Source organism: Paenibacillus andongensis (assembly GCF_025369935.1).
GTDB lineage: Bacteria > Bacillota > Bacilli > Paenibacillales > NBRC-103111 > Paenibacillus_E > Paenibacillus_E andongensis.
Map to the genome: position 1 here is coordinate 7154459 of NZ_CP104467.1, position 24923 is coordinate 7179381.

General features: G+C 45.6%; 17 protein-coding genes, 14 tRNA genes and 4 rRNA genes. 2 read left to right on the plus strand and 33 right to left on the minus strand.

Translation table 11 applies throughout. From position 1 onward, the window contains the following. Nucleotides 1-288 precede the first annotated feature (288 nt). The 30 genes from glmM to NYR53_RS32080 form a co-directional block, all read right to left on the minus strand. Nucleotides 289-1629, minus strand: a complete 1341-nt coding sequence (gene glmM, locus NYR53_RS31935; protein WP_261303052.1) for a phosphoglucosamine mutase — start codon at nt 1627-1629, stop codon at nt 289-291. Nucleotides 1630-1670: 41 nt separating this feature from the next. Then, nucleotides 1671-2903 (minus strand): CdaR family protein, encoded by a 1233-nt coding sequence (locus NYR53_RS31940; RefSeq protein ID WP_261303053.1) that lies wholly within the window; start codon nt 2901-2903, stop codon nt 1671-1673. Continuing rightward, nucleotides 2896-3711 (minus strand): diadenylate cyclase CdaA, encoded by an 816-nt coding sequence (gene cdaA, locus NYR53_RS31945; RefSeq protein ID WP_029198171.1) that lies wholly within the window; start codon nt 3709-3711, stop codon nt 2896-2898. The genes NYR53_RS31940 and cdaA overlap by 8 nt, the downstream gene beginning before the upstream one ends. A 185-nt stretch (nt 3712-3896) precedes the next feature. Further along, complete coding sequence (locus NYR53_RS31950; RefSeq protein ID WP_261303054.1) at nt 3897-4502, minus strand: zf-HC2 domain-containing protein; 606 nt, start codon at nt 4500-4502, stop codon at nt 3897-3899. A gap of 69 nt (nt 4503-4571) precedes the next feature. Continuing rightward, nucleotides 4572-5168 carry an RNA polymerase sigma factor SigW gene (sigW, locus tag NYR53_RS31955; protein WP_261303055.1) on the minus strand — a complete coding sequence of 199 codons (597 nt, stop codon included), beginning with the start codon at nt 5166-5168 and terminating at the stop codon, nt 4572-4574. Nucleotides 5169-5225: 57 nt separating this feature from the next. Continuing rightward, nucleotides 5226-6095 carry a DMT family transporter gene (locus NYR53_RS31960; RefSeq protein ID WP_261303056.1) on the minus strand — a complete coding sequence of 290 codons (870 nt, stop codon included), beginning with the start codon at nt 6093-6095 and terminating at the stop codon, nt 5226-5228. Between the two features lie 121 nt (nt 6096-6216). Continuing rightward, nucleotides 6217-9003: a phosphoenolpyruvate carboxylase gene (ppc, locus tag NYR53_RS31965; protein ID WP_261303057.1), complete on the minus strand. Its 2787-nt coding sequence runs from the start codon at nt 9001-9003 to the stop codon at nt 6217-6219. A 300-nt stretch (nt 9004-9303) separates the two neighbouring features. Beyond that, nucleotides 9304-10104 carry a HipA family kinase gene (locus tag NYR53_RS31970; RefSeq protein ID WP_261306621.1) on the minus strand — a complete coding sequence of 267 codons (801 nt, stop codon included), beginning with the start codon at nt 10102-10104 and terminating at the stop codon, nt 9304-9306. Further along, nucleotides 10001-11218 (minus strand): glycosyltransferase family 4 protein, encoded by a 1218-nt coding sequence (locus tag NYR53_RS31975; RefSeq protein ID WP_261303058.1) that lies wholly within the window; start codon nt 11216-11218, stop codon nt 10001-10003. The genes NYR53_RS31970 and NYR53_RS31975 overlap by 104 nt, the downstream gene beginning before the upstream one ends. Before the next feature lie 20 nt (nt 11219-11238). Continuing rightward, entirely contained in the window at nt 11239-12255 is a 1017-nt protein-coding gene (locus NYR53_RS31980) for a YutH/CotS family kinase-like spore coat protein (protein ID WP_261303059.1), read from the minus strand. 380 nt (nt 12256-12635) lie between these two features. After that, nucleotides 12636-12706 (minus strand) — tRNA-Gly (locus tag NYR53_RS31985). 7 nt (nt 12707-12713) lie between these two features. Continuing rightward, a tRNA-Pro gene (locus NYR53_RS31990) sits at nt 12714-12787 on the minus strand. 26 nt (nt 12788-12813) lie between these two features. Continuing rightward, nucleotides 12814-12890: transfer RNA gene (locus tag NYR53_RS31995), tRNA-Arg, on the minus strand. Nucleotides 12891-12898: 8 nt separating this feature from the next. Then, nucleotides 12899-12973 (minus strand) — tRNA-Gly (locus tag NYR53_RS32000). A 39-nt stretch (nt 12974-13012) separates the two neighbouring features. Then, nucleotides 13013-13092: transfer RNA gene (locus tag NYR53_RS32005), tRNA-Leu, on the minus strand. 20 nt (nt 13093-13112) lie between these two features. Continuing rightward, nucleotides 13113-13185 (minus strand) — tRNA-Lys (locus NYR53_RS32010). Nucleotides 13186-13195: 10 nt separating this feature from the next. After that, a tRNA-Gln gene (locus NYR53_RS32015) sits at nt 13196-13267 on the minus strand. 9 nt (nt 13268-13276) lie between these two features. Then, nucleotides 13277-13349 (minus strand) — tRNA-Thr (locus NYR53_RS32020). A gap of 12 nt (nt 13350-13361) precedes the next feature. Beyond that, nucleotides 13362-13437: transfer RNA gene (locus NYR53_RS32025), tRNA-Val, on the minus strand. Between the two features lie 23 nt (nt 13438-13460). Next, nucleotides 13461-13535: transfer RNA gene (locus NYR53_RS32030), tRNA-Glu, on the minus strand. 15 nt (nt 13536-13550) lie between these two features. Continuing rightward, a tRNA-Thr gene (locus tag NYR53_RS32035) sits at nt 13551-13626 on the minus strand. 2 nt (nt 13627-13628) lie between these two features. Next, a tRNA-Asn gene (locus tag NYR53_RS32040) sits at nt 13629-13704 on the minus strand. A gap of 42 nt (nt 13705-13746) precedes the next feature. Further along, a 5S ribosomal RNA gene (gene rrf / locus NYR53_RS32045) occupies nt 13747-13863 on the minus strand. A gap of 68 nt (nt 13864-13931) precedes the next feature. Next, a 23S ribosomal RNA gene (locus NYR53_RS32050) occupies nt 13932-16849 on the minus strand. 215 nt (nt 16850-17064) lie between these two features. Further along, nucleotides 17065-17140: transfer RNA gene (locus tag NYR53_RS32055), tRNA-Ala, on the minus strand. A gap of 31 nt (nt 17141-17171) precedes the next feature. Next, a tRNA-Ile gene (locus NYR53_RS32060) sits at nt 17172-17248 on the minus strand. A 79-nt stretch (nt 17249-17327) separates the two neighbouring features. Then, nucleotides 17328-17444 (minus strand): 5S ribosomal RNA (gene rrf, locus NYR53_RS32065). A 123-nt stretch (nt 17445-17567) separates the two neighbouring features. Further along, nucleotides 17568-19109 (minus strand): 16S ribosomal RNA (locus NYR53_RS32070). The 16S, 23S and 5S rRNA genes sit together here with 14 tRNA genes alongside, the layout of an rRNA operon. 324 nt (nt 19110-19433) lie before the next feature. Then, nucleotides 19434-19664: a regulator of G-protein signaling domain-containing protein gene (locus NYR53_RS32075; protein ID WP_029196431.1), complete on the minus strand. Its 231-nt coding sequence runs from the start codon at nt 19662-19664 to the stop codon at nt 19434-19436. A gap of 151 nt (nt 19665-19815) precedes the next feature. After that, nucleotides 19816-20427 (minus strand): stage II sporulation protein M, encoded by a 612-nt coding sequence (locus NYR53_RS32080; protein ID WP_261303060.1) that lies wholly within the window; start codon nt 20425-20427, stop codon nt 19816-19818. Between the two features lie 113 nt (nt 20428-20540). Here NYR53_RS32080 and pdaB point away from each other — a divergent pair, with 113 nt between their 5' ends. After that, entirely contained in the window at nt 20541-21323 is a 783-nt protein-coding gene (gene pdaB / locus NYR53_RS32085; protein ID WP_261303061.1) for a polysaccharide deacetylase family sporulation protein PdaB, read from the plus strand. Between the two features lie 37 nt (nt 21324-21360). Here pdaB and NYR53_RS32090 read toward each other — a convergent pair whose 3' ends face one another. Next, a complete protein-coding gene (locus tag NYR53_RS32090; protein ID WP_261303062.1) occupies nt 21361-21957 on the minus strand; it encodes a KinB-signaling pathway activation protein in 597 nt (198 codons plus the stop codon). Nucleotides 21958-22094: 137 nt separating this feature from the next. Between NYR53_RS32090 and gerD the strand changes: the two genes are divergently transcribed. Next, the gene (gene gerD, locus NYR53_RS32095) at nt 22095-22904 is read left to right on the plus strand and encodes a spore germination lipoprotein GerD (protein WP_261303063.1); all 810 of its coding nucleotides are present in this window, start codon (nt 22095-22097) and stop codon (nt 22902-22904) included. A gap of 47 nt (nt 22905-22951) precedes the next feature. Here gerD and salA read toward each other — a convergent pair whose 3' ends face one another. Further along, on the minus strand, nt 22952-24040 hold the full coding sequence (salA, locus tag NYR53_RS32100) for an iron-sulfur carrier protein/transcriptional regulator SalA (RefSeq protein WP_261303064.1): 1089 nt from the start codon (nt 24038-24040) through the stop codon (nt 22952-22954). A gap of 60 nt (nt 24041-24100) precedes the next feature. Further along, on the minus strand, nt 24101-24856 hold the full coding sequence (gene cwlD / locus NYR53_RS32105) for an N-acetylmuramoyl-L-alanine amidase CwlD (RefSeq protein WP_261303065.1): 756 nt from the start codon (nt 24854-24856) through the stop codon (nt 24101-24103). Between the last annotated feature and the right edge of the window lie 67 nt (nt 24857-24923).

The window sequence follows — 24923 nt, forward strand, 5'->3', positions numbered from 1 at the left end:
TTTTTGCTCTCCAACTTAACGGCACTCCTCATGCCGGAAGGTCCCCGCCGAATGTTTCGAACACCTTCACCTCGTCAACTCACCTGCGTAGTAGTAGCGTTTCTCACTACATTTCCGTCCCGCTTGCGAGTTCTGGCGCTATTTGTTGCTTAATTAACCTCTATCCTGCCTTTCCTTCTTGAGTCAAATACATCATATTCATTTTAGCGCGAACGCGCAACTTATTTTTTCTTGGAAAATCCCCCAATTAGCAAGAAGCACGAAAGGGGGATCCAAGTGTCCTACCCTTTATACTAATTGCTCTTGGATAACCTTAGCAATATCATGAACGTAAGCCTCAACTTGCTCCTTGTCAGGACCTTCAGCCATGACACGAATCAATGATTCTGTTCCCGAAGGACGCACCAATACGCGGCCGTTATCTCCGAGTTCTTCTTCCACTTTACGAATGGCATCTTCAATCACAGCGTTGTCCTTGAGCTTGCTTTTATCCGCAACGCGAATATTAACCAAAAGCTGTGGGAACTTACGCATAATTCCTTTTAACTCACTAAGCTTACGCCCTGAGTGGACAATCGTGTTTACCAGCTGTAAAGCCGTCAGAATCCCATCTCCGGTCGGAATGTAATCAAGGAAGATGACATGCCCCGACTGCTCTCCGCCTAAGTTATAACCGCCTTTACGCATCTCTTCCATCACGTAGCGATCGCCTACTGCGGTTTGCATAGCTTTAAGACCCGCTTTTTCAATTCCTTTGAAAAAGCCAATGTTCGCCATCACCGTCGTCACAATCGTGCCGTGGTTCAGCTTCCCTGTGCGATTCAGCGCATCGCCCAGAATGCTAAGGATGAAGTCGCCGTCGACTTCATCACCGGTCTCATCGATCGCGATCAGACGATCCGCGTCACCGTCAAAAGCAAGACCAATGGCTGCGCCATGTTTCACCACTTCTGCGCGAAGCTTCTCAGGATGCGTGGAGCCGCAATGATCGTTGATATTGCGACCGTTCGGCTCAGCGCCGATGGTGATCACTTCCGCTCCCAGCTCGCGGAAGACCGTAGGAGCCAGCTCGAAGGCTGAGCCATTCGCGCAGTCCAGAACGACCTTGTATCCCGCGAAAGACTCGGATACCGTCTCCTTCAAGAACGCCAGATAAGCGAACTTCGCATCCGGCGCATCCGAAACCGTGCCAATCTCGCCGCCGACGGGGCGAGGCAATTCATCCACAGCCGCGTCAAGCAGCTGCTCAATTTCAAGCTCCGTCTCATCTAGCAGTTTGAAGCCGTCGCCTCCAAAAAACTTAATCCCGTTATCCTCAACCGGATTATGCGAAGCCGAAATCATAACGCCTGCATCGGCTCCGAGCTTCTTCGTTAAATACGCTACCGCCGGAGTGCTGACGACACCGATACGAATAACTTCAACGCCAATCGATAGCAATCCTGCCACGAGAGAAGCTTCCAGCATGGGACCCGAGATCCGTGTATCTCTCCCGATCACGACTTTCGGATGCTTGGCCTGTCTCGTTAATACATATCCGCCACAGCGGCCTACCTTATAAGCTAATTCTGGTGTCAGTTCGCCATTAGCGACTCCTCGTACACCATCTGTACCAAAATATTTCCCCATGTTTATATTCTCCTCTTTTTCTACAACCCATTATGGATTTGTTACTTTGGTGCTTTCTCACTGATTTCTACAGTCGCCTTTACTTCTTGCGGCATACCCAGCTTCACATAAGTCGGCAGATTTAAGGTCACCTTCAGCTCATGCTTGCCTGGCGGCAAATTACTAACATCCAGGATCGCCTGTACATCTTGCACTTTCATTTGATCAATAAGTGCAGGAGCGCCTTCTACCGTAATGTTTAGCTTTGCCGTCTCCGGCAGTGTAACTTTGGTATTATAGTTTTCGTTTTGACCAATAATCGTGATCGGTACGTTTTCCAAAGCCTTCGTAATGGAAGGAACAATTTCCACGTGAACCGTAACTTTGGCAGGATCCAGTTGTGTTACTTTATTCCTTAAGGGAATGTCCAGTGCAAACTCCTTTGTTTCCTTCAGATCCTGAACACTCAGCTGCGGCCCTTGATAAAACTCTAGACGATCTACAACATCTTGAGTACCGTAGACAGTTACCTTGTCCGGATTTTGAGTAACCATCGCTATCGCGAAACCTTTCGGCGGCTCTCCACTAATCTTCATCTGCAGCGGAATGGTTTGGAACGGACTCGTGATTGGCACTTCAACATCGACAACAGAAGGATTAATATTCAATGTTACTTCTTTGCCATCTTTATCAAAAGCTTGCAGTCTCACTTGCTTCGTAACGGCAGCTTGGGCCTTATCGACCGAGACTTCGCCGCGAACATTCTCGATCTGATCCAGCTTGCTGGTCTGCGCAGTAATATACACTTTGGCTGGCTTCACAATCGGCTGTCCGGCTTTGAGGCCCGCTGCTGGTGTTCCTTTGACATTAATGACGACTGGCACTTCCTTCATCTGCAGCTCTTCGATAACCACATGAACCGTTCTAGGAACAATTTGTACATCTACATCTGAAGGAAAACCAACAGGTTTAAGCATGACTTGATGATCACCCTTGCCCACTTGCGTCAAGTCGAGCTCAATTTGATAGGAATTACTGGTCGTCACTTTCTTAACCGATGATTCCTTCCCTTTCACAATAATCTGTACATTAGCAGGAGCCATCGACGAAATGTGGTAGTGAGTCTCATCATATTTTGCCGTAATGGCTACGTTATTTATCGTTTCCTCCCGCTCGCGGAGAGGTGAATTTCCGGATAGATTGGTTTCTTCCATGTGAACGACAACCCATAACAAAATCCCTATAACAAGCGCAACAATCCGCACCACATTCGTATTGCGTAACCATTTATCCATTTGAACGGCCCCTCCATTTCAAGAAAGGGTTCTTCTCTTTTGTTTTCGCCTTCGGCTTCAGTTCTTCGAACAATTTGGCAATCAAAGATTCTTCTTTGATATCCCGCACGATATGACCATTCATTGTGAGCGAGATTTGCCCCGTCTCTTCCGAAACAATGATACACATGCCATCTGAAACCTCACTCATCCCAATGGCCGCACGATGCCGTGTACCAAGCTCTTTACTGATAAAGGGATTTTCAGACAAGGGCAAATAACAACCAGCCGCCATTAATTGGCCTTGACGAATAATCACAGCCCCGTCGTGAAGCGGCGTATTCGGTATGAAAATATTAATCAACAGCTCTGCGCTGATCTTGCTCTCTATCGCAATACCGGACTCGACATAATCGGTCAGACCGGTCTCTTTCTCGAAAACAATCAAGGCCCCTATCTTTCTTTTGGCTAAATAATTCGCAGCACGTATCACTTCACTAATCCGCTTATTCACATCTTGATCTTCTTCCGTAGAAGATCGGCTGAATAGCTTCCCCCGGCCCAACTGCTCTAATGCCCTTCTTAGTTCAGGTTGAAAAATAATAATGACCCCAAGAACCCCGAACGTAAAGGTTTGGTTCATCATCCACTGCAGCGTACTGAGCTTAAACCAAATACTAAATACCCATGTGATGACGACCACAAGGATACCCTTCATAAGTTGAATAGCTCTTGTCCCACGCACCAACAGGATTAGTTTATAAATCACATAGCTAACGATCAGAATATCAACGATATCCTTAGCCGAGATGCTCGTGAGTAAGTCCATTTATTATTCTCCCCCAGCGACTGAACACAGTGATCTCTCTATAATAGAATCATAACATAAACCCAGTTATACTTCTATTTTTCTCTCTTCACAAGACGTTATCAAATCAAGTTTGGTTCATTTTATTAGGATGTGAAGAAAAAAACGTCCTCCTCTGGCATAAGCCATTTGGAAGACGTTTCAAGTTAATGCGAGAGCATGCCTACGAACTCGCCTAATTTATACCAGACCCAGCCCAATGCTTCATCGACTTGCGTGACGTGCCCAGAAATATGCGCGGTTGACGCTAGATTGAGAGAACCATCAATAACAGTTAAGTTTCCTGTTACATCGCCTTCAACTTTCAGTTTACCCCGCTGAACAACAAGATCACCTTTCACCGTATGCCCTTGCGGTACAGTAACCGTATCGCCCTCAATCACAACGTCCTGAAGGTTACTTCCCTTCACCATCAAATTCGTATCATCATTCCACATGGACATGAAGCTTCCGAACATGACAGTAGCGAAAACAACAGCTACCGATACAGCAGGATGCCTGCGAATGAAGTCCATCCAGGAATTGCGCTTCTTCACTGGAGGCAGTCCGCTCATGATTTGTGCAGTTAACGTATCAGGTACTCTAACGGGAGGGAGCATTCTAACCATCGCATCCGTTTTCTCCAATTGTCTGAACAAAGCATGACATGCTTGGCAGGATATCAAATGCTCCTTCAATCGCTGAGAATCGGATCCTTGCAAATCACCGTCGAGGTATTCATGTATGAGCGGGAGGGCTTCTTTACAATTCATGATTCAGCCACCCCTTTCTTAGACTTTTGCATGTTGTGGTATACCATACGTTTGAATTTCAAATATGTTTCACATATGAACAGGATTTGTGCTAGCACCTTGTTCCTCCTGCTCTAACCTTTTACGCAAGTACTCCCGCCCTCGATGTACACGCGTTTTGATCGTTGTAACTGGCATATCAAGAACGTCGCTTATCTCCTGCAATGACATATCGTGCAGATATCTCAGAATCACAACAGATTTATATTTTTCAGGTAACGTTTCAATGGCTTGGCGTATTTGTTCTTGGGTTTCGGATACAATCACTTGCTTCTCAGGTGTGTCCTCATGACTCGGGAGCATGGCATAATAATCATTACCCTCTCCATCTGGCATCTCCGCATCAAGCGAGTAGGTATTTTTTCTTCGACGCAGCTTATCGATACACAGATTCGTCCCTATCCGGAAAATCCAAGTCGAAAACTTTTGATTCTCATCATATCGGTGCAGATTGGTATACACCCGCAAGAACGTCTCCTGCACGGCATCCTCGGCTTCTTGCTTATTATTCAGCATACGGTAAGCCAAATGAAAGATCTTGTCCTTATAGAGCTCTACAAGCTCTGCAAAAGCATTCCGATCCCCATTCCTGGCCACCTTAGCCAGACGTGCTTCTACAAAGTTCAATTCGATTTCCTCCGGCTTCTCGACAATTCGATCTTACTACATATACATACGCAGAAATCATGATTTGTTTTCAGAAATAATTATGCCTCCTATGATCAGTCCCATCCCTAACCATTGTAACCCATTTACGGGCTCTCCTATAAGTAGGTATGCAGCAATAACGGCTACTGGCAGCTCCACCGATCCAAGCATAGCGGCAAGCGTACTACCGATGCGCGGAATTCCGATATTAAACGACACCGTAGGCACTACCTGCCCCAAGAAGCCCAACAAAAGCCCCCATAACAGCAGCGTACTTCCATTCTCATGCACGAAGACCGTTGGTGGATACAAGATATACATAACTGGCATCGCCGCGGTAAGCATAATAGCCGAATTCATAAGAGGAGGCAGGGTACTAACCACTTGTCCAGTGAAAAAGAGAAAAATGCTGTAAGTCAAAGCCGACAACAAACCATACAAAATTCCCAGTAAGCTGAATTGTTCCCAGTTCGTCTCAAACACATTTACGGCAAGTAAAGTCCCCACCAGTATCAAGATAATCGCGATGCTCTCTGCCTTTCTTGGAAGCCTTCGTTTCACGATACAATCCATTGCAATGGTCATCCATGTGAACTGAAACAGAAGAATAATCGATAAAGAAGCATTCAACTCTTTTAAAGCAATATTGTAAAAGACCGTTGTTAAAGCCAATCCAAAAATACCTATCAAACCAAGCTTAATCCAAGGACCTTTAAAGGGATTGACCCATGATTTTTTGTGAAAAAGAATCAACAACCATACAAACAAGGTTCCCATCGTCATTTGTGCCGGTGTAATTTGCCCATCTGTAAATCCTTGATCATAAGCCATCTTGATAAAAGAGGAAAGCAAGCCGTAGCTTGACGCCCCGATAATGACAAGAACCATTGCTAACCATCGCCCCATGTTGCTGTACCACTCCCGTCTATGGGCATTTCGTATAAGGACAGGAAAAGTCGAGCTGCCTACGTTAGACGTGGCCCCCGACTTTATCATCCTGTATCTTACTTCTACGCTATAAGTTTTATCAGCCCGTATTTCTAAGCCCAGCGGCTATTCCGTTAATCGTAAGCAGCACTTCACGAAGCAGGATAGCATCATCCTCGTTGTTCTCCCGTAGTGCACGAAGCTCAGTAAGCAGCTCTACCTGCATATAGCTCAGCGGATCTACATAGGGATTACGCAGACGGATGGACTCCTGAATAACAGGAACATTATCCAAAATCTCATGTTGACCTGTAATTTGTAAAATGATGGACGAAGTCAGTTCATATTCTTCCCTAATGAGATTGAAGATACGCTCTGCGATTGCAGATTCTTTAACCAGGTTGCCGTACTCCTTAGCAATTTGAAGGTCCGCCTTGGCAAGAGCCATTTGCAAATTATCAATCATCGTCTGGAAGAACGACCAATTCTCATACATTTCTTTCAAAGTTTCTAAGTTCGCTCCATTTCCTTGATAAAAGCTTTGGAGACCCGTACCCGCCGCGTACCATGCCGGCAGCAAATATCTCGTTTGGGTCCATGAGAATACCCAAGGAATTGCGCGCAAATCTTCGAATTTATCGCTATTTTTACGCTTTGATGGACGCGAACCGATATTCAGCTCGCCAATCTCAGGAAGCGGAGTGGACTCTTTAAAGAACGTTAAGAAGTCTTCGTCCCGGAAAATAAGATCCTGATACTTCGTCTGAGCTTGCTCCGAAATACCACGCATAATGTTCTCCCACTTGTCTTCCAGTGGATGTCTTTGCGGAGAACGGGACAATTTGGATGCCGTAATTAACGCAAAAGTCGCTTGCTCCAAGCTGCGGTATGCAATGCCTTGCAAAGAATAACGGGAAGATAATACTTCGCCTTGCTCCGTAATCTTAATGCCGCCACCAAGCGTTTCAACCGGCTGAGCCAGAATACTGCGGTTAAGCGGCATACCGCCACGGCCAAGTGCTCCGCCACGGCCATGGAAAAACTTCAGCTTCACGCCGTATTGTTTAGCAGCTTCTGTGATATCCTGGAGCGCCAAACGAAGCTCCCAGTTCGCTGTAATCACACCGCCGTCTTTATTGCTGTCAGAGTAGCCCAACATAATCTCATGCAGCATTGTCTCTGGGTCAAGGCTAGCTTTGTAAGCAGGGATCGCTAACAACGTGCTCATAATGCCAGGAGCCGCATGCAGGTCATCAATCGTCTCAAAAAGAGGTACAGACTGCAGTGTACTCGTCACACTGCCATCGCTCTCTTTGCGATATAATCCAGCCTCTTTCGCAAAAACAACAACCTCCAAGAGATCGCTTGCTCCCTGCGTCATACTGATGAGATAGCTGTTAATACAGTTGCGACCGAATTCCTTCTGTGCTTTGCCTACCGTACGATAAACATCCAAACACTCTTGTGTACTTTCCGAGTAATCCAAATACGTAGATGTAATCGGTCTTGGATCATTCAGTACATCCGTTAAGAGACTGATTTTTTCCTCTTCCGATAGCTTATTGTAATTACTCGTGATGCCCATCTTCGCCAAAACCTCAGTCATCGCATTCTCATGCTCTTTACTGTGCTGTCTGATATCCAGAGCAGCCAAGTGGAAGCCAAATAGCTCAACCTGACGAATAAGCTTTTTAATATATTTGTCAGCTACATAGTCAGCAAAGTGCATCCTCAAGCTAGCATCGATGATTTTCAAATCACTAATAAACTCTTCCGGGCTGTTATATTTCTGACTTGTAGGAACATTCGGATTGCCAGTGTTATGAACCTTCTCAATCATATATGTCGTCTTGATGCGATATGGCTCTTTCTCATTACGCCAAACGTCCTGGATGTTCCCCATAGCTTCACGGTCGCATTGAATAGATTCAATTAGATCGTCGCTAACGTTCACAATGCTTTTGCTGAAGCTCATATGCTCAAGGGTTTCTTTGAGCACTTCTTCATACTTCTGCAAAGCCAGTTGACGATGCAATCCTAATGTTTCCCAAGTCACATTCGCTTTAACCGATGGGTTACCGTCACGGTCCCCACCAATCCAAGAACCGAATTTCAAGAAGGACGGCACGTGCCAAGAGTCCTGTGGGTAATATTTATTTAAACAGCGCTCAAGCTCATGATAGATCTCTGGAAGTACATCAAACAAAGTTTCGTCAAAATAATACATACCATTACGAACTTCATCAATAACCGTTGGTTTCCGATCACGCAGCTCGTCTGTTTGCCAAAGATTAAGAACTTCTCCTAGCAGCTTCTCACGCAATTGCTCACGCTCGCGATAAGTCAGCATAGGATTATCGAGTTTCATCATATCTTCCGAAATACGAAGATTAATATCAAGCACAGCTCTACGCATAGCTTCTGTCGGGTGTGCTGTCATGACTAATTCCAAAGAGATAGCTTTAAGAATCTCTTGAACTTCTGCGTATGGAATGTGATTATTCTTTAACTCTTGCACAATACTCTCTATGGAACCCGGCTGTACGGATTCACCGGAGGAACGCTCGTAATCTCTTTTACGACGAATCCGATGGTTCTGCTCAGCAATATTAACAAGTTGGAAGTAAACAGCGAATGCACGGATCACTTGATGACGAATCTCCGGATCCAAGGAAGAGATCGTTTTCTTGAATTCATCATATATCTCGATGACATAGTGTGCTCTTAAAGACTTACTCATCTCACGAATTCTCTCGACAACATCAAGTAGATCATTACCGCCTTGATGAACCAGAACTTCACCTAGTATGTGGCCCAAGAAGCGTACGTCCCTGCGCAGCAGGTTATTCGTTGCTTGCTTCTGTAGGACAATATCATTCTCTAACATAACTCTCCACCTCATCTATTCACTATGATGCATTAATGCTTCTCTCTACCAAAGCTAGATGCTATAAAAACTCATTTCAGAATATTTTACCACAATCCGCCTTCTGCACATAGTATTAAAATAAAAAAAAAGCCCCTTGGGCCGTGGTAATTTATGTATCACTACATGCCTGTTCCACTGAATTCTCTTGATAAATGCGCAGACGGGACTGTGAATAATGACCTCGCAGGTGAGGTCGGAGGAAAAAAAGACACTAACGAAATATTAGTGCCTTAGTGTTAGTGCCTTTCATATTCATGTTTACTTACGGTATTCCTTCAATCCTTTACTGGCGAGCCAACGTTCGATCATACGGCGTAATTGTTTTTTTCGTGTGAGTAGAAGCCTTTTAATGAACTGGCGCTTATTAGCGCTAAGATACCCTTTCGGTACACCATTCAGAGCAGTTTCTATATCCGCTTCTGTAAGTTGTTCTATTTTTTGAACCATCGGTTCTAGGACTGTCCAGGAGGATTGTAACCGCAGTAGCCCCTTGGGAGTGTGATAGAATTTCCGTATGTTTCTCCAAAAGGAAGCGTCCCATGGTCGCTTCTTCCATTTTCTCGGTGATCCATAAAGGGTGTGTCCATGGTCGATTAAATACCAATTATATTTTTCTTCGTTTGCTTTTCGGTATAGTATGAGATTTTTCCCTGCAGCGCGGTCTATATTGGCAATCCACGCATCAAAAACGATCAGCTGCCTCATCAGAGCTAGCCGCTTGACATATTGGGCTGGATTTAAATAGACGTGTCTTCCGGCCTTTTTCCAAGTTATGACCTCCTTGGCCATTACCTCTTTGGAAACAACTCCTGATTGCAGATTACCATCGGGTCCAGCGACCTTAGCCAATTGGAGCTTGCCGACAGGGAATCCAAGACGTTGAGCCAGTGTTGATGCGATATATTCATTAGCGATCATAGGCCCCGAAAAATACCACTGCTTCTTAGTTGAAAATTTAAAGTAGCCGCGCCTCCCCAAGGTATTCTGGACGATCCATACTTGGCCTTGGCGCTTCGTTTTCCATATCTTTTTCAATTTCCAGTGGCGTACTGGCAACATTAGTCCTCCTCCCTTTTGCATACTTGGAGAATAACGAAAAGTACTGATTTGATATTTTTGCCCAGCCGTACCGATACGCCGTATCCTTGGCTATTCTAACACGGCTCATGGTCACGTCAGGTTTTCTCCATATCTCCCTGATACTTGAAGCGATATTTGAAGCTGTTACTGTTCGAATAACACTTGCGTTATTCTTGTTCACAAAGCTGTTAAGGCCACCATTCCGGGTTGACACAAGCGGAGCCCCATTGGCCATTGCTTCCATTGCGACCAAACCGAAAGACTCATGGCGACTTGGAACAATTACAGCTCCGTAGGAAGAATATAATCTCTGAACGGCCATCGGTTTGAGCTTTCCAATCCACTTGACATTCTTATTAATATTTAGTTTTTGAGCAGTTTTTTTTAATTTAATCGTGTAAGCTTTAGATCCTTTCCCTACGATATCTAGCTTTATTTGATGATCGCTTTTTTTAAGCAGGGAAATAGCATGTAGCAACTCTTTAATCCCTTTTATTGCAGTCAAACGACCGACATACAACAAATGGTAAGGATTGGGGGGCGGTTTGCTTATCTCTTTTTTCATTGACACGGCATTTTGAATTACCTTGATTTGTCCCTTATAAAAGGGGTAATATTTCCTGTTCTTGTTTTTTTGCCACTGGCTGGGTACTGTTATGGCATTTGCGATACGAATCAGTTTTTTTTGACGCGCAGCCATCTTCGTCCGTCCACTCTTTCTTTTTTCCAATACGACTAGAGAGTGGCATGTATAGATGACCGGAATACGATATTTGTGTTTATAATATTTAGCGAGATCATCACACTGCAAGCTGTGAATATGGATCAAGTCCGGCCTTGTAAAGCCATGCGCTTGCAACCATCTGGCAATCGGTACAGTATTAAACTTTTGACTTCTAACCGAATGATACTTCGAACAACTGGGAAATCGAATGACCCTTATCGAGCTATCGTTTTCAACGGTCACTTCACGACTAGCACCCTTGCAAATAATAGTTAGGAATATCCCATTCCTTTTTGCCAACGCTTTTGAAAGATTTGTTGCGATGATGCCAAGCCCGCCAACAATATGACCTTCGTATTCATTCGTCATGACCCAGATTCTCATCACAATCAACCCTTTTGAACATATTGGCTTAGCCTATGGAGGAATGAGATGATATGCCGTTCGTCAGCAATCACTTTTTCTAGACTTTGTTCGATTTTTCGTTTACCCTCGGCTCTCGATCGATCGTAGCGGGACAGCAGCTTATATGCTTTGTTCGGAAATTGGAGCCACACCTTGATCAACTCAATGTCTGAACGTTCAAGCTTGGAAACGCTTTGGTAGCCATCCAGTATGGAACGTGCCGTTGATAATTTCCATCCTTTGTTCTTGCAGGAAAGACGAATCATACGAAAGAGATCGTACGCCCGCAAGTCAAAACGCAGTGTTTCAAAATCGATCATATACGTTCCACCGAAGGTAAGAACAAAATTTTTCGGTCCACTATCTCCGTGACACAAGGCGCCGGTTTTCGCGGCCCTCTTACAAACTGCTTTGTAATTGCTGTGTCTAAGTATACGCAGTGCTTCCTGTGATCTCTGGAGAAGGCCATCCCCATGAACTTGCAGCAAACGATCCATCGGACTGCCGTGACCATTTCGTTTTGCTTTTTTTATTTGTTTTTTCAATAACGATTCGCGTGCTTTTAAAAGGGCAGGCCATTTCCGCAGCATATTGAGGGCGCCAGATCGGGGAAGTGTTGCTTTGCGACCAGCAAGATGAAATCGGGCTAATGTTGCAGCACAAGCTTTAAGGTCCTTTTGCGAGGCGGGTGAAGGTGACCGTCCATTGAACCAAGGGGTAAGAATGTATAGGGTTCCTCCGCGCGATCGTCTGGCATAAAGACGTCTCCCTGATTGCTCAAACGGATTCCGCCAGGCAATGTTGGAAAAGCCCTGGTGCCGAATCCTCCTCAACACCCGATCCATCCAGCGCAATCGTCGTATGGTGTAACTCATCTTCTTCAGACAATGTTGTTTTCCATCGGTAGATATCAAACGGTAAACACCTGACTTCACAAATTGCATATGTTTAATCTTCACTTTAAATGTTTGTACAAGCTGGTTAACTTGCTGGCTGGTCACATAAGATTCCTCCTGCTAAATAACCATAAATTAAAATTTTGTTTATCTAATTCACCTATTTATTAAGAATATGTAAATGCAGTCGAATTTGGACCTCAGCAGCAGCCTATTAACTCACTCTACATCTATGCACAAGTTATAGAAAACAAAAAAAACCTTATATTCAAGGTTTTCAGTGTTTGTAACTTGTAAGGTGGGTGATGGGATTACTCCAATAAGTCATTCAACATGCTTCCTCTGGAAAACAACTAGTGGTATATGGGATGCGCATTTTACTTGGGTATATATGATGTCTTCACGGAAAGGCCGAACCCACATGGTTCTCTTCCGTCCCCGTTCAAACGAAAAAAGACCACCCGAAGGTGATCTTTTTCATTAGAAGCGGGCGGCGGGAATCGAACCCGCGCGATCAGCTTGGAAGGCTGAAGTTCTACCATTAAACTACGCCCGCGTGTCTATCGGGACGACACGATTTGAACATGCGACCCCCTGCTCCCAAAGCAGGTGCTCTACCAAGCTGAGCTACGTCCCGATAAGGTGGTAATAACATATGAAAAATGGCGCGCCCTGAGAGATTCGAACTCCCGACCTTTTGATTCGTAGTCAAATACTCTATCCAGCTGAGCTAAGGGCGCTTAATAAATGGAGCGGAAGACGGGGATCGAACCCGCGACCCTCGCCTTGGCAAGGCGATGCTCTACCGCTGAGCCACTTCCGCATGGGTACCTCAGGAGTATAAATACTGCTGAGGATTTGATGCGCGTAGAGGGACTTGAACCCCCACGGTCACCCGCTAGATCCTAAGTCTAGTGCGTCTGCCAATTCCGCCATACGCGCATGCTGTAAATAAGGCAAAGTGAGTCATGTAGGATTCGAACCTACGACACCCTGATTAAAAGTCAGGTGCTCTACCAACTGAGCTAATGACTCATGTGAAGAACTGGGGATCAAGGATTTGAACCTTGGCATGACGGAGTCAAAGTCCGTTGCCTTACCGCTTGGCTAATCCCCATCGATAACATGCCGTCGAGAGGACTTGAACCCCCAACCTACTGATTACAAGTCAGTTGCTCTACCAGTTGAGCTACAACGGCTTATGAAGTGAATGGTGGAGGCTGACGGGATCGAACCGCCGACCCTCTGCTTGTAAGGCAGATGCTCTCCCAGCTGAGCTAAGCCTCCATGGGATCGTACTAAAAAAATAATGGTGACCCGTAGGGGACTCGAACCCCTGTTACCTCCGTGAAAGGGAGGTGTCTTAACCACTTGACCAACGGGCCTTATTAATAAATTACTGGAGCTTCCAACCGGAATCGAACCGGTGACCTCATCCTTACCATGGATGCACTCTACCGACTGAGCTATGGAAGCAATGGCTCCCCGAACAGGACTCGAACCTGTGACAACTCGATTAACAGTCGAGTGCTCTACCAACTGAGCTATCAGGGAATGTAGAGAGACTTTTGACTTCGTCAAAAGATCCCTATACTAGTTTGGCAACGTTCTACTCTCCCAGAACCCTGCGGTTCAAGTACCATCGACGCTGGAGGGCTTAACGGTCGTGTTCGAGATGGGAACGCGTGGGTCCCCTCCGCCATCATCACCAAACAGTCAAAGCGTGGTTTGCGCCTTGAAAACTAGATACGAAACTTGCGTAAAGTGAACATTTAGGGTTTGTGGTTAAGCCCTCGACCGATTAGTATTCGTCAGCTGCATGCATTGCTGCACTTCCACCTCGAACCTATCAACCTCGTCGTCTACAAGGGGTCTTACATACTGGGAAATCTCATCTTGAGGGGGGCTTCGCGCTTAGATGCTTTCAGCGCTTATCCCCTCCGTACATAGCTACCCAGCGATGCCTCTGGCGAGACAACTGGTACACCAGCGGTACGTCCATCCCGGTCCTCTCGTACTAAGGACAGCTCCTCTCAAATTTCCTACGCCCGCGACAGATAGGGACCGAACTGTCTCACGACGTTCTGAACCCAGCTCGCGTACCGCTTTAATGGGCGAACAGCCCAACCCTTGGGACCTACTTCAGCCCCAGGATGCGATGAGCCGACATCGAGGTGCCAAACCTCCCCGTCGATGTGGACTCTTGGGGGAGATAAGCCTGTTATCCCCAGGGTAGCTTTTATCCGTTGAGCGATGGCCCTTCCATTCGGTACCACCGGATCACTAAGTCCGACTTTCGTCCCTGCTCGACTTGTAGGTCTCGCAGTCAAGCTCCCTTATGCCTTTGCACTCTGCGAATGATTTCCAACCATTCTGAGGGAACCTTTAAACGCCTCCGTTACATTTTAGGAGGCGACCGCCCCAGTCAAACTGCCCACCTGACACTGTCCCCATACCGGATTACGGTACCAGGTTAGAACTCCGATACGATCAGGGTGGTATCCCAACGGCGCCTCCACCCAAGCTGGCGCTCAGGCTTCAAAGGCTCCCACCTATCCTGTACAGATCGTACCAAAGTCCAATATCAAGCTGCAGTAAAGCTCCATGGGGTCTTTCCGTCTTGTCGCGGGTAACCTGCATCTTCACAGGTATTAAAATTTCACCGGATCTCTCGTTGAGACAGCGCCCAAGTCGTTACGCCATTCGTGCGGGTCAGAATTTACCTGACAAGGAATTTCGCTACCTTAGGACCGTTATAGTTACGGCCGCCGTTTACTGGGGCTTCAATTCATAGCTTCGGGTTTAACCCCTAACCACTCCTCTTAACCTTCCAGCACCGGGCAGGCGTCAGCCCGTATACTTCGCCTTGCGGCTTCGCACAGACCTGTGTTTTTGCTAAACAGTCGCTTGGGCCTTTTCACTGCGGCCCCCTCGGGCTATTCACCCTACCGAGGCACCCCTTCTCCCGAAGTTACGGGGTCATTTTGCCGAGTTCCTTAACGAGAGTTCTTCCGCGCGCCTTAGAATTCTCTTCTCACCCACCTGTGTCGGTTTGCGGTACGGGCACCTTCGCCTGGCTAGAAGCTTTTCTTGGCAGTGTGAACTCATGACCTTCGGTACTTAAAGTTTCCCTCCCCATCACAGCCCAGCCTTACGGTTAGCGGATTTGCCTACTAACCAGCCTCACTGCTTGGACGAGCATCCATCAGCTCGCGTCACTATCCTTCTGCGTCACTCCATCGCTCATAACGGCTACGGTGGTACAGGAATTTCCACCTGTTGTCCATCGACTACGCCTTTCGGCCTCGCCTTAGGTCCCGACTTACCCTGAGCGGACGAGCCTTCCTCAGGAACCCTTAGGTTTTCGGCGGATCAGATTCTCACTGATCTTTTCGTTACTTATACCGGCATTCTCACTTGTATGCGCTCCACCTGTCCTTACGGTCAGAATTCAACGTACATACAACGCTCCCCTACCCATGCACATACGTGCAAGCCATAGCTTCGGTGGCGTGTTTAGCCCCGTTACATTTTCGGCGCAGAGTCACTCGACCAGTGAGCTATTACGCACTCTTTCAATGGTGGCTGCTTCTAAGCCAACATCCTGGTTGTCTGTGCAACTCCACATCCTTTCCCACTTAACACACACTTGGGGACCTTAGCTGATGGTCTGGGCTGTTTCCCTTTTGACAATGGATCTTAGCACTCACTGTCTGACTCCCGGATTTAAGTTTGTGGCATTCAGAGTTTGACTGGACTTGGTAACCCTTGGCGGGCCCCGCACCCAATCAGTGCTTTACCTCCACAACTCCACATCCGAGGCTAGCCCTAAAGCTATTTCGGGGAGAACCAGCTATCTCCGAGTTCGATTGGAATTTCTCCGCTACCCCCACCTCATCCCCGCATTTTTCAACATGCGTGGGTTCGGGCCTCCAGTGAGTGTTACCTCACCTTCACCCTGGACAGGGGTAGATCACACGGTTTCGGGTCTACGTCCACGTACTCAAGCGCCCTATTCAGACTCGCTTTCGCTGCGGCTCCGCCTTTTCAGCTTAACCTCGCACGGGAACGTAACTCGCCGGTTCATTCTACAAAAGGCACGCCATCACCCATATAGAGGGCTCTGACTTCTTGTAAGCACACGGTTTCAGGTTCTTTTTCACTCCGCTTCCGCGGTGCTTTTCACCTTTCCCTCACGGTACTGCTTCACTATCGGTCACTAGGGAGTATTTAGCCTTGGCAGATGGTCCTGCCGGATTCCGACGGGGTTTCACGTGACCCGCCGTACTCAGGATACCTCTAGGGGTTTCGTTCGATTTAAGCTACAGGGCTTTTACCTTCTATGCCGGACCTTTCCAGATCTCTTCGCCTACCGAACTAACCCCATATCGAGGTCCTACAACCCCAAGGAGCAAGCTCCTTGGTTTGGGCTATTCCGCTTTCGCTCGCCGCTACTGACGGAATCACTTTTGTTTTCTTTTCCTCCAGGTACTTAGATGTTTCAGTTCCCTGGGTATGCCTCTACATTACCTATGTATTCAGTAATGAGTAACTGCGCATTACCACAGCTGGGTTCCCCCATTCGGACATCCCCGGATCAAAGCCTGCTTACGGCTCCCCGAGGCATTTCGTCGTTCGCCACGTCCTTCTTCGGCTCCTAGTGCCTAGGCATCCTCCGTGTGCTCTTTCTAGCTTAACCTAGAAAAAAACATTTGAAAATTTCGCAAGATCCGAAGATCATGCTACCTAAGTTCTTACTTTACGTTTCATTTCGTTATCTAGTTTTCAAGGAACAACTGTAATCTGTGATTCGCATTTCTTTGCCCTATTTCAGCGGCGAAAGTTATCTTATCACATCTTATTGCCTCATTTCAAGTCGAAATTTCTTGGAAATTTCTATCTTAAAATGATGAATGGTGGAGCCAAGCGGGATCGAACCGCTGACCTCCTGCTTGCAAGGCAGGCGCTCTCCCAGCTGAGCTATGGCCCCATAATGGGATAAACTTCTATATGAAGTTAAATGGTGGGCCCTAGTGGACTCGAACCACCGACCTCACCCTTATCAGGGGTGCGCTCTAACCAGCTGAGCTAAGGGCCCTTAATGAGAAACTTCCCAAAATAAAAACCCACCTACAAGCTTTCGAAGAAAGCTTTCTTCGAAAGCTTGACGTGGGCTCGCTTGGCAACGTTCTACTCTCCCAGAACCCTGCGGTTCAAGTACCATCGACGCTGGAGGGCTTAACGGTCGTGTTCGAGATGGGAACGCGTGGGCCCCCTCCGCCATCATCACCAAACGAGTGCAACATGGTGTTAACCATCCTGCAGAAAGAGGCTTGCTCTTTCAAAACTGAACACGAGTGAGTAAGCGATTTGTGCTTTCGCACTTGACTGGGTCTATCAGACCCGAGTCTCCATAGAAAGGAGGTGATCCAGCCGCACCTTCCGATACGGCTACCTTGTTACGACTTCACCCCAATCATCTACCCCACCTTCGGCGGCTGGCTCCCTTGCGGGTTACCCCACCGACTTCGGGTGTTGTAAACTCTCGTGGTGTGACGGGCGGTGTGTACAAGACCCGGGAACGTATTCACCGCGGCATGCTGATCCGCGATTACTAGCAATTCCGACTTCATGCAGGCGAGTTGCAGCCTGCAATCCGAACTGAGATCGGCTTATAAGGATTGGCTCCACCTCGCGGCTTCGCTTCCCGTTGTACCGACCATTGTAGTACGTGTGTAGCCCAGGTCATAAGGGGCATGATGATTTGACGTCATCCCCACCTTCCTCCGGTTTGTCACCGGCAGTCATCTTAGAGTGCCCACCCAAAGTGCTGGCAACTAAGATCAAGGGTTGCGCTCGTTGCGGGACTTAACCCAACATCTCACGACACGAGCTGACGACAACCATGCACCACCTGTCTCCTCTGTCCCGAAGGCCTACGATATCTCTACCGTATTCAGAGGGATGTCAAGACCTGGTAAGGTTCTTCGCGTTGCTTCGAATTAAACCACATACTCCACTGCTTGTGCGGGTCCCCGTCAATTCCTTTGAGTTTCACTCTTGCGAGCGTACTCCCCAGGCGGCATACTTACTGTGTTAACTTCGGCACCGAGGAATCGAATCCCCAACACCTAGTATGCATCGTTTACGGCGTGGACTACCAGGGTATCTAATCCTGTTTGCTCCCCACGCTTTCGCGCCTCAGCGTCAGTTATAGGCCAGAAAGTCGCCTTCGCCACTGGTGTTCCTCCACATCTCTACGCATTTCACCGCTACACGTGGAATTCCACTTTCCTCTCCTACACTCAAGTCAACCAGTTTTGGATGCGAACCGGGGTTGAGCCCCGGGCTTAAACACCCAACTTAATTGACCGCCTGCGCGCGCTTTACGCCCAATAATTCCGGACAACGCTTGCCCCCTACGTATTACCGCGGCTGCTGGCACGTAGTTAGCCGGGGCTTTCTTCTCCTATACCGTCACACAAAGCGCAGTTACTCGCCTTGCTGTTCGTCTAGGGCAACAGAGCTTTACGATCCGAAAACCTTCATCACTCACGCGGCGTTGCTCCGTCAGACTTGCGTCCATTGCGGAAGATTCCCTACTGCTGCCTCCCGTAGGAGTCTGGGCCGTGTCTCAGTCCCAGTGTGGCCGTTCACCCTCTCAGGTCGGCTACGCATCGTCGCCTTGGTGAGCCGTTACCTCACCAACTAGCTAATGCGCCGCAGGCCCATCTATAAGCCACAGATTGCTCCGTGTTTCATAATTCTCTCATGCGAGAAAACCAGTTATCCGGTCTTAGCTATCGTTTCCGATAGTTATCCCGATCTTATAGGCAGGTTACCTACGTGTTACTCACCCGTCCGCCGCTAACTTATCCCGAAGGATAAATCCGCTCGACTTGCATGTATTAGGCACGCCGCCAGCGTTCGTCCTGAGCCAGGATCAAACTCTCCATAATAGTGGACAATTGCTTGTCCGTATATCCGAAAGCTTAATTGCTCATTTGCGTTGCTAGCGAGATTTTGCAATCTCTATTTTGAACGATTTCTCGTTCGTACTTACTCACTCGTTGTTCAGTTTTCAAAGATCAATTTTCTTTTTATTTCTTCATCATCCGTTTAGCGGCGACTTTTTTAATATACCACATTGACCTAGAGGATTGCAAGTATTTTTTTCAAAGAATTACGAAAGTCATCTTCTTTAATTAACTTGCTGTCCTTCTATTCGAAGGGGCGAGTTATAAAATACCATAGGATGAGAGGGTAAGTCAAGCACTTACCCTCTATTTTTTTTGAGCTTGATAGTTACGATTTCTTGCATACTTTGATATTTCCTTTGGAGTCGCTATGCGAGCATACATCCGGAAGATCACTTTATATCTGGATTCTATGGCCCCTTTAATCTCTTGATCAATTCTTTTGTCATTGAGATCGAACAACATTTCATCTAATTCTTTGCGAAGTACATAATCCAACTCTCTGCATTCCCGATCATTGAACAAAAATCCGAGCATACATCCATCCAAACCCCTCTCGACTGTAGAGATTTATGGCACTTACAGTTTGATTGAAAGAAGAGCCGACCCTTATTCGGTCCGCTCTCCTTACCGTTTTACTGTTATGCTCAGATTTTGCCATTTTTATGACAGAAGTTCTGAAAATATTTTACAGATGCACCAACCAGTATGTAAGTGTACTTTCAATAATTGCCGCTACGAGTAAAAGTATCACAATGGATACAATTAATGGCTTTGTTAGATGAAGTATTTTAACCAGCTCCGCACGAGCTGTTTTGTCTTTATCAGGCACAAAGATCTGTGCTCCGGATTTCCAGACTAATAAACCTAATTTAAGCCCGTATGCACAGGCAATCAATATGACCGGAATCTCTATAATACCATGTGGAAGAATCCCCTTCAGAACAACGGATAATGTGCTTTCATGCGTTTGTAGGGAGAGTACATATCCGAGTATCATCCCATTAGCAATCAACATAAAGAGTGGCAGAACGCCTAGTAATAGACCGAGAAAGATAATCACCACAGACTTAATCGCATTATTTAGAAAGATGAAAATAAAAAACCATAGTTGGGGATTATCCTTATTGCTAAGCGATTGACTTAAAGTTTTAAGCCCTTGCATCTGCCCTTCTAAGAAATTCGAAAACTGCGCTGAATTCGCCCAACCTAAATATAAACTAAATCCAAATACTAAAACGACAACGATAAAGTAATGTTTCATTTCTTTAAAATGTTGGAACAGTGGTCGGAATTTCATTTTGGTTCCCTCCTATTTCGGAAGCATAAGTACTGTGTACGAGCATACATTATTTACAAATGAGTATACAAGCCTTGCCCGTATGTAAGGCTTAGAGGAGGTACAAGCTATTCATGAACTACTTTTTCGTTGTAAATGCTCGTAAGTTTAAACAATATGTTTTCATCGCCCTTGCCATCGTCTTCGCTGCCGCTATTGTTTATTCGGAACAAAGTAATGTATCCGTCTTTTCCAATGCAGAGCCCTCCGCTATTTATAGCGTGCAGACTGAGAGAAAGGTCATTGCCCTGACTTTTGATATCTCATGGGGTGAGAAGCGTGCAGAACCTATTTTGAAAATTCTTAAGGAAAAAGGTGTAAAGAATGCAACCTTCTTCCTATCCTCTCCGTGGAGCAAAAGCCACCCTGAGATTGTGGAGCATATTAAGAAGGACGGTTTCGAAATTGGAAGCCATGGCAACAAACACGATAATTATAGTACGCTAAGTGATGAAGAAATACGCAAACAAATTACTACGGCACATGGTATTTTAACGGAATTGATCGGAAAAGAACCGAACCTAATCCGCCTTCCAAATGGTGACTTCGACAAACGAGTGCTTCGTATTGCGGATGATTTGGGTTATTCGGTTATTCAATGGGATACTGACTCTCAAGACTGGTTAAATAAAGGTGTTGATACAATCATTAACCGTGTAGTATCCAAAGCGCACCCAGGAGATATCGTGTTACTTCACGCCAGCGATTCGTCTCAACAAACACATGAGGCCCTCCCCGTTATCATTGAGCAATTAAGAGCTAAAGGATACGAATTCGTGACGGTGAGTGAGCTGATCAAACAAACCCAGGTAGAGACGAAACCGGTTGAAGACCAGGCAATGAAACAAATCCATTAATGAGCTATGCTCAAGATTCAAAAAAGAGCTAATGATATTAGCTCTTTTTGTTATCCAATATTTTATGTAGAATCAAAATTTGCCATGCATTACAAACAAGCAACGGAGCCAACATAAATAGACTTGATGCTGCGTTATCTAGCTTTAGTGCAGGTACAGCTTCAAGAACCGATACAGCGCACATAAAGAACAGTGTCGGGATGAAAGCATTCTGATTCGTCATTTTCACCTTCCAATAAGCAACTGCCATAGAAATAACCAATATGATAGCAGGTAAAACAGAATAACTTAGTACGGATCCGGTGCCTTCAAAATTAGTCATTCTCAGATATACGAGGTCAAACAAGACAACAATGACAATAGCTAATTGCAAAAGATCCCATACTGTTTTGGAGCGAATGATACCTGCAGCAATGAACCTAACAATGAGATAAGCAAAAAAGCCCATTTGACTCAGAACGCTTATCGTCGCACCACCAAGCAGCATATTTATTACATTAAAGCCTACTGCCGATAACCCCATTACTGAAAATTCTTTGTCGGAATATTGTAAGATGAGCCCAATCCCTATAGATACAATCATTCCTAATAACAATGTTGTCCAAAATAAGTGAAACCACTTCCGCAGCGTCAAGATCGATTACCTCCATACTTCAACTCTAATTGTTAATTGTACCAACGTTTACGATAAAAAGCCAATGAATGGCCCTTATAATCTATCCCGAACCACACATACTAACAACTATTAAGTTAGGGAAGGGAGCATGCTTTATGTCAATAACAAAGCTCAGAAAGCTGCAAGTCCTACCACTCATTTCTATCGCTTTACTTCTCGCTTCGTGTGGATCAGATAGTTCATCACAAGGTCAAGGTCAATCTCAAGCTAATACGTATAAAGAACAAAAGACCATGATTCTTGATATTCTGAAGTCAGAGGATGGGAAGAAAGCAATCAGCGCGGCAAACCGCAGCATAATGAATGGTGATGTAGGCGCCAACGGTGTAGCCGGACAATCTCAAATCAAACTTTTGTCAGCAAATGAATCTTTGCAGCTGCAGATGGCAGTAAAGGATGTACTCACAGCAAAAGAAAATAATATGTTCCTCACTGATATGATGAAAGACCCTAAATTTGCCGGAGATTTTGCTAAGGCTATCCAAAAAGAAACCAAACAGATGTTCAAAGAGCTTTTAAAGGACCCAGAATATCAAAAATCACTCGTTGATGTTATGAAAAACCCAGAATATGAAAAGATGATGTTAGATGTCATGAAAACTGCCGCCTATCGCCAGCAAATGATGACGGTTATGGAAGAATCCATTCAGAGTCCATTGTTCCGCGCACATATGGTCGATCTTCTTAAGGCAGCCATTGCGCAACAAAGCAAGCCTGATCAGATGCCTACAGCTAAGAGCGCTCAAAAGAAAGAGGACAGTAGTGGCAAGGGAGATAGCGGCGGTGGTGATAGTGGAGGAGACAAAGACAAAGACAAAAAGAAAGATGAGAAAAGTGATTCTGGAGACTCTCAGAAGCAAGATGGCGAAAAGAAAAAGGATGACTCCAGCTCTTCAGATTCATAAATATGAAAGTAAAAGGGCATACGGATTATATCCGTATGCCCTTTCTATTATTTTTCCAATTTGGTAATGATTTTCGCAGCCATCTCTAGATAGATTTGTCCAGTTTTAGAGTCTGATTTGTAGACAGAAGGTGAATAGTCGATTTCCGAGACATGATTGTCAGGTGCTCCAAGTGGAATCTGAGCTAATAATTCACTATGTAAATCATCAGCCAGCCTAGCTCCACCACCCTTACCGAAGACGTAATCTATGCTGCCATCTTTGCATTCATAATACGACATATTCTCCACAATACCCAGAATTTCATGGTTTGTTTGAATGGCCATAGCTCCTGCTCTAGCGGCTACAAAAGCTGCTGTAGCGTGTGGAGTTGTCACAATCACTTCTTTGCTTTGCGGGATGAGCTGATGCACATCAAGTGCTACATCTCCCGTTCCCGGAGGAAGATCCAGAAGGATGTATTCAACATCTCCCCAATTGACTTCATTGAAGAAATTGCGAAGCATTTTACCTAGCATAGGACCACGCCAGACAACAGGCGCATTATCTTGAACAAAGAAGCCCATTGAGATTACTTTTACACCAAATTTCTCAACTGGCAAAATGACATTATCGACAAGTTTCGGCTGTTCTTCTATGCCCATCATATCAGGGATACTGAAACCGTATATATCAGCATCGATAATTCCTACTTTTTTCCCCTGGCGGGCTAAAGCAACGGCTAAATTAACAGTTACGGTTGATTTACCCACACCACCTTTGCCACTTGCAACGGCTATGAACTCAACTGTTGACGCTTCTCCCAAGATGGGTTGTTCAATCGGTGGTTGAACGGGTTGAGTTTTCTTCTCTGCAGACGATTGAACCGTATCTTTAATCTGATTACGCTCATAATCTGTCATGAGTCTAAAACGAATATGTACTTGTGCTACACCCAATTTTTCTAAAGTTTGCTGAATATAAACCTTCGCTTTTTCTTTAAAGGCCTCATCTTCGGTTGTGACAATTAAACTTAGAGATACGTTATCGTCTTTAAACATAACATCTCTAACTAAATTAAGTTCAACAACGCTTTTATTGTATTGAGGTTCCATAAGAGGTTGTAACGCTTCTAATAGTTGATCTTTATTTATCATAGCCACACCACACCTTTATTCGGACATTGTAATTGTGGCCTTAATTATAACACATTTTGATTAAGAACCCACTTTTTCCCCAGCATAATATCTTAAGATCCCCTGATAGACAGATGCTGCCACCATCTTCTGATATTTCTCACTTGCAAGCAATCTTGCTTCTTCTGGATTTGAAAGGAAACCTACTTCTACAAGAGCACTCGGAATTTTCAGCGTTTTTAATAAGTAAACGGTCTTGTCCGCCATTTTGGCAACACGATCGGTATTCTCTAGGTTCTTCCTTAATTCCAACTGAATGAGTGCTGCTAAATTAGGGTTATTCGGGTTATTCGGGTAATAGAACGTTTGTGCGCCTCTCCATTTTTGAGAAGGTATGCTGTTTAAATGAACACTAAGAAACAGATCAGCATTATTCTCATTGATGAGATCAGCGCGTTTGTGGAGATCTTGCGTCTTTCTTTTACTATATCCCTTCGTACCAGCTTCAGCTAAATCAGTATCCGTTTCCCTTGTCATAACGACTATCGCACCCGCCTGCTGCAAATAATCGCGAAGATGAAGTGTGATCGCTAAGTTGATATCTTTCTCAACAACCCCTTCCTTACTGGAAGCTCCACCATCAGGTCCACCATGACCAGCATCTAGAGCAATTGTTTTACCTGACAAAGGTAAAGTCCATTCCGACCACGTCTTCGTTGCAGGCAGCTCATAGACATAGATGAAAACAACAAGTGCGACCAGCAAGGTCGAAAGAACAAGCTTAAGACTACTGTGAAAAGTCAGCCAGACGACCAGCCTCTTCTTACTTTTGCGCATAAAAAATCCACCTCTGTTCCCCATAGACTCTGTAACATCTATATGGGACAGGGTGGACAAATATACC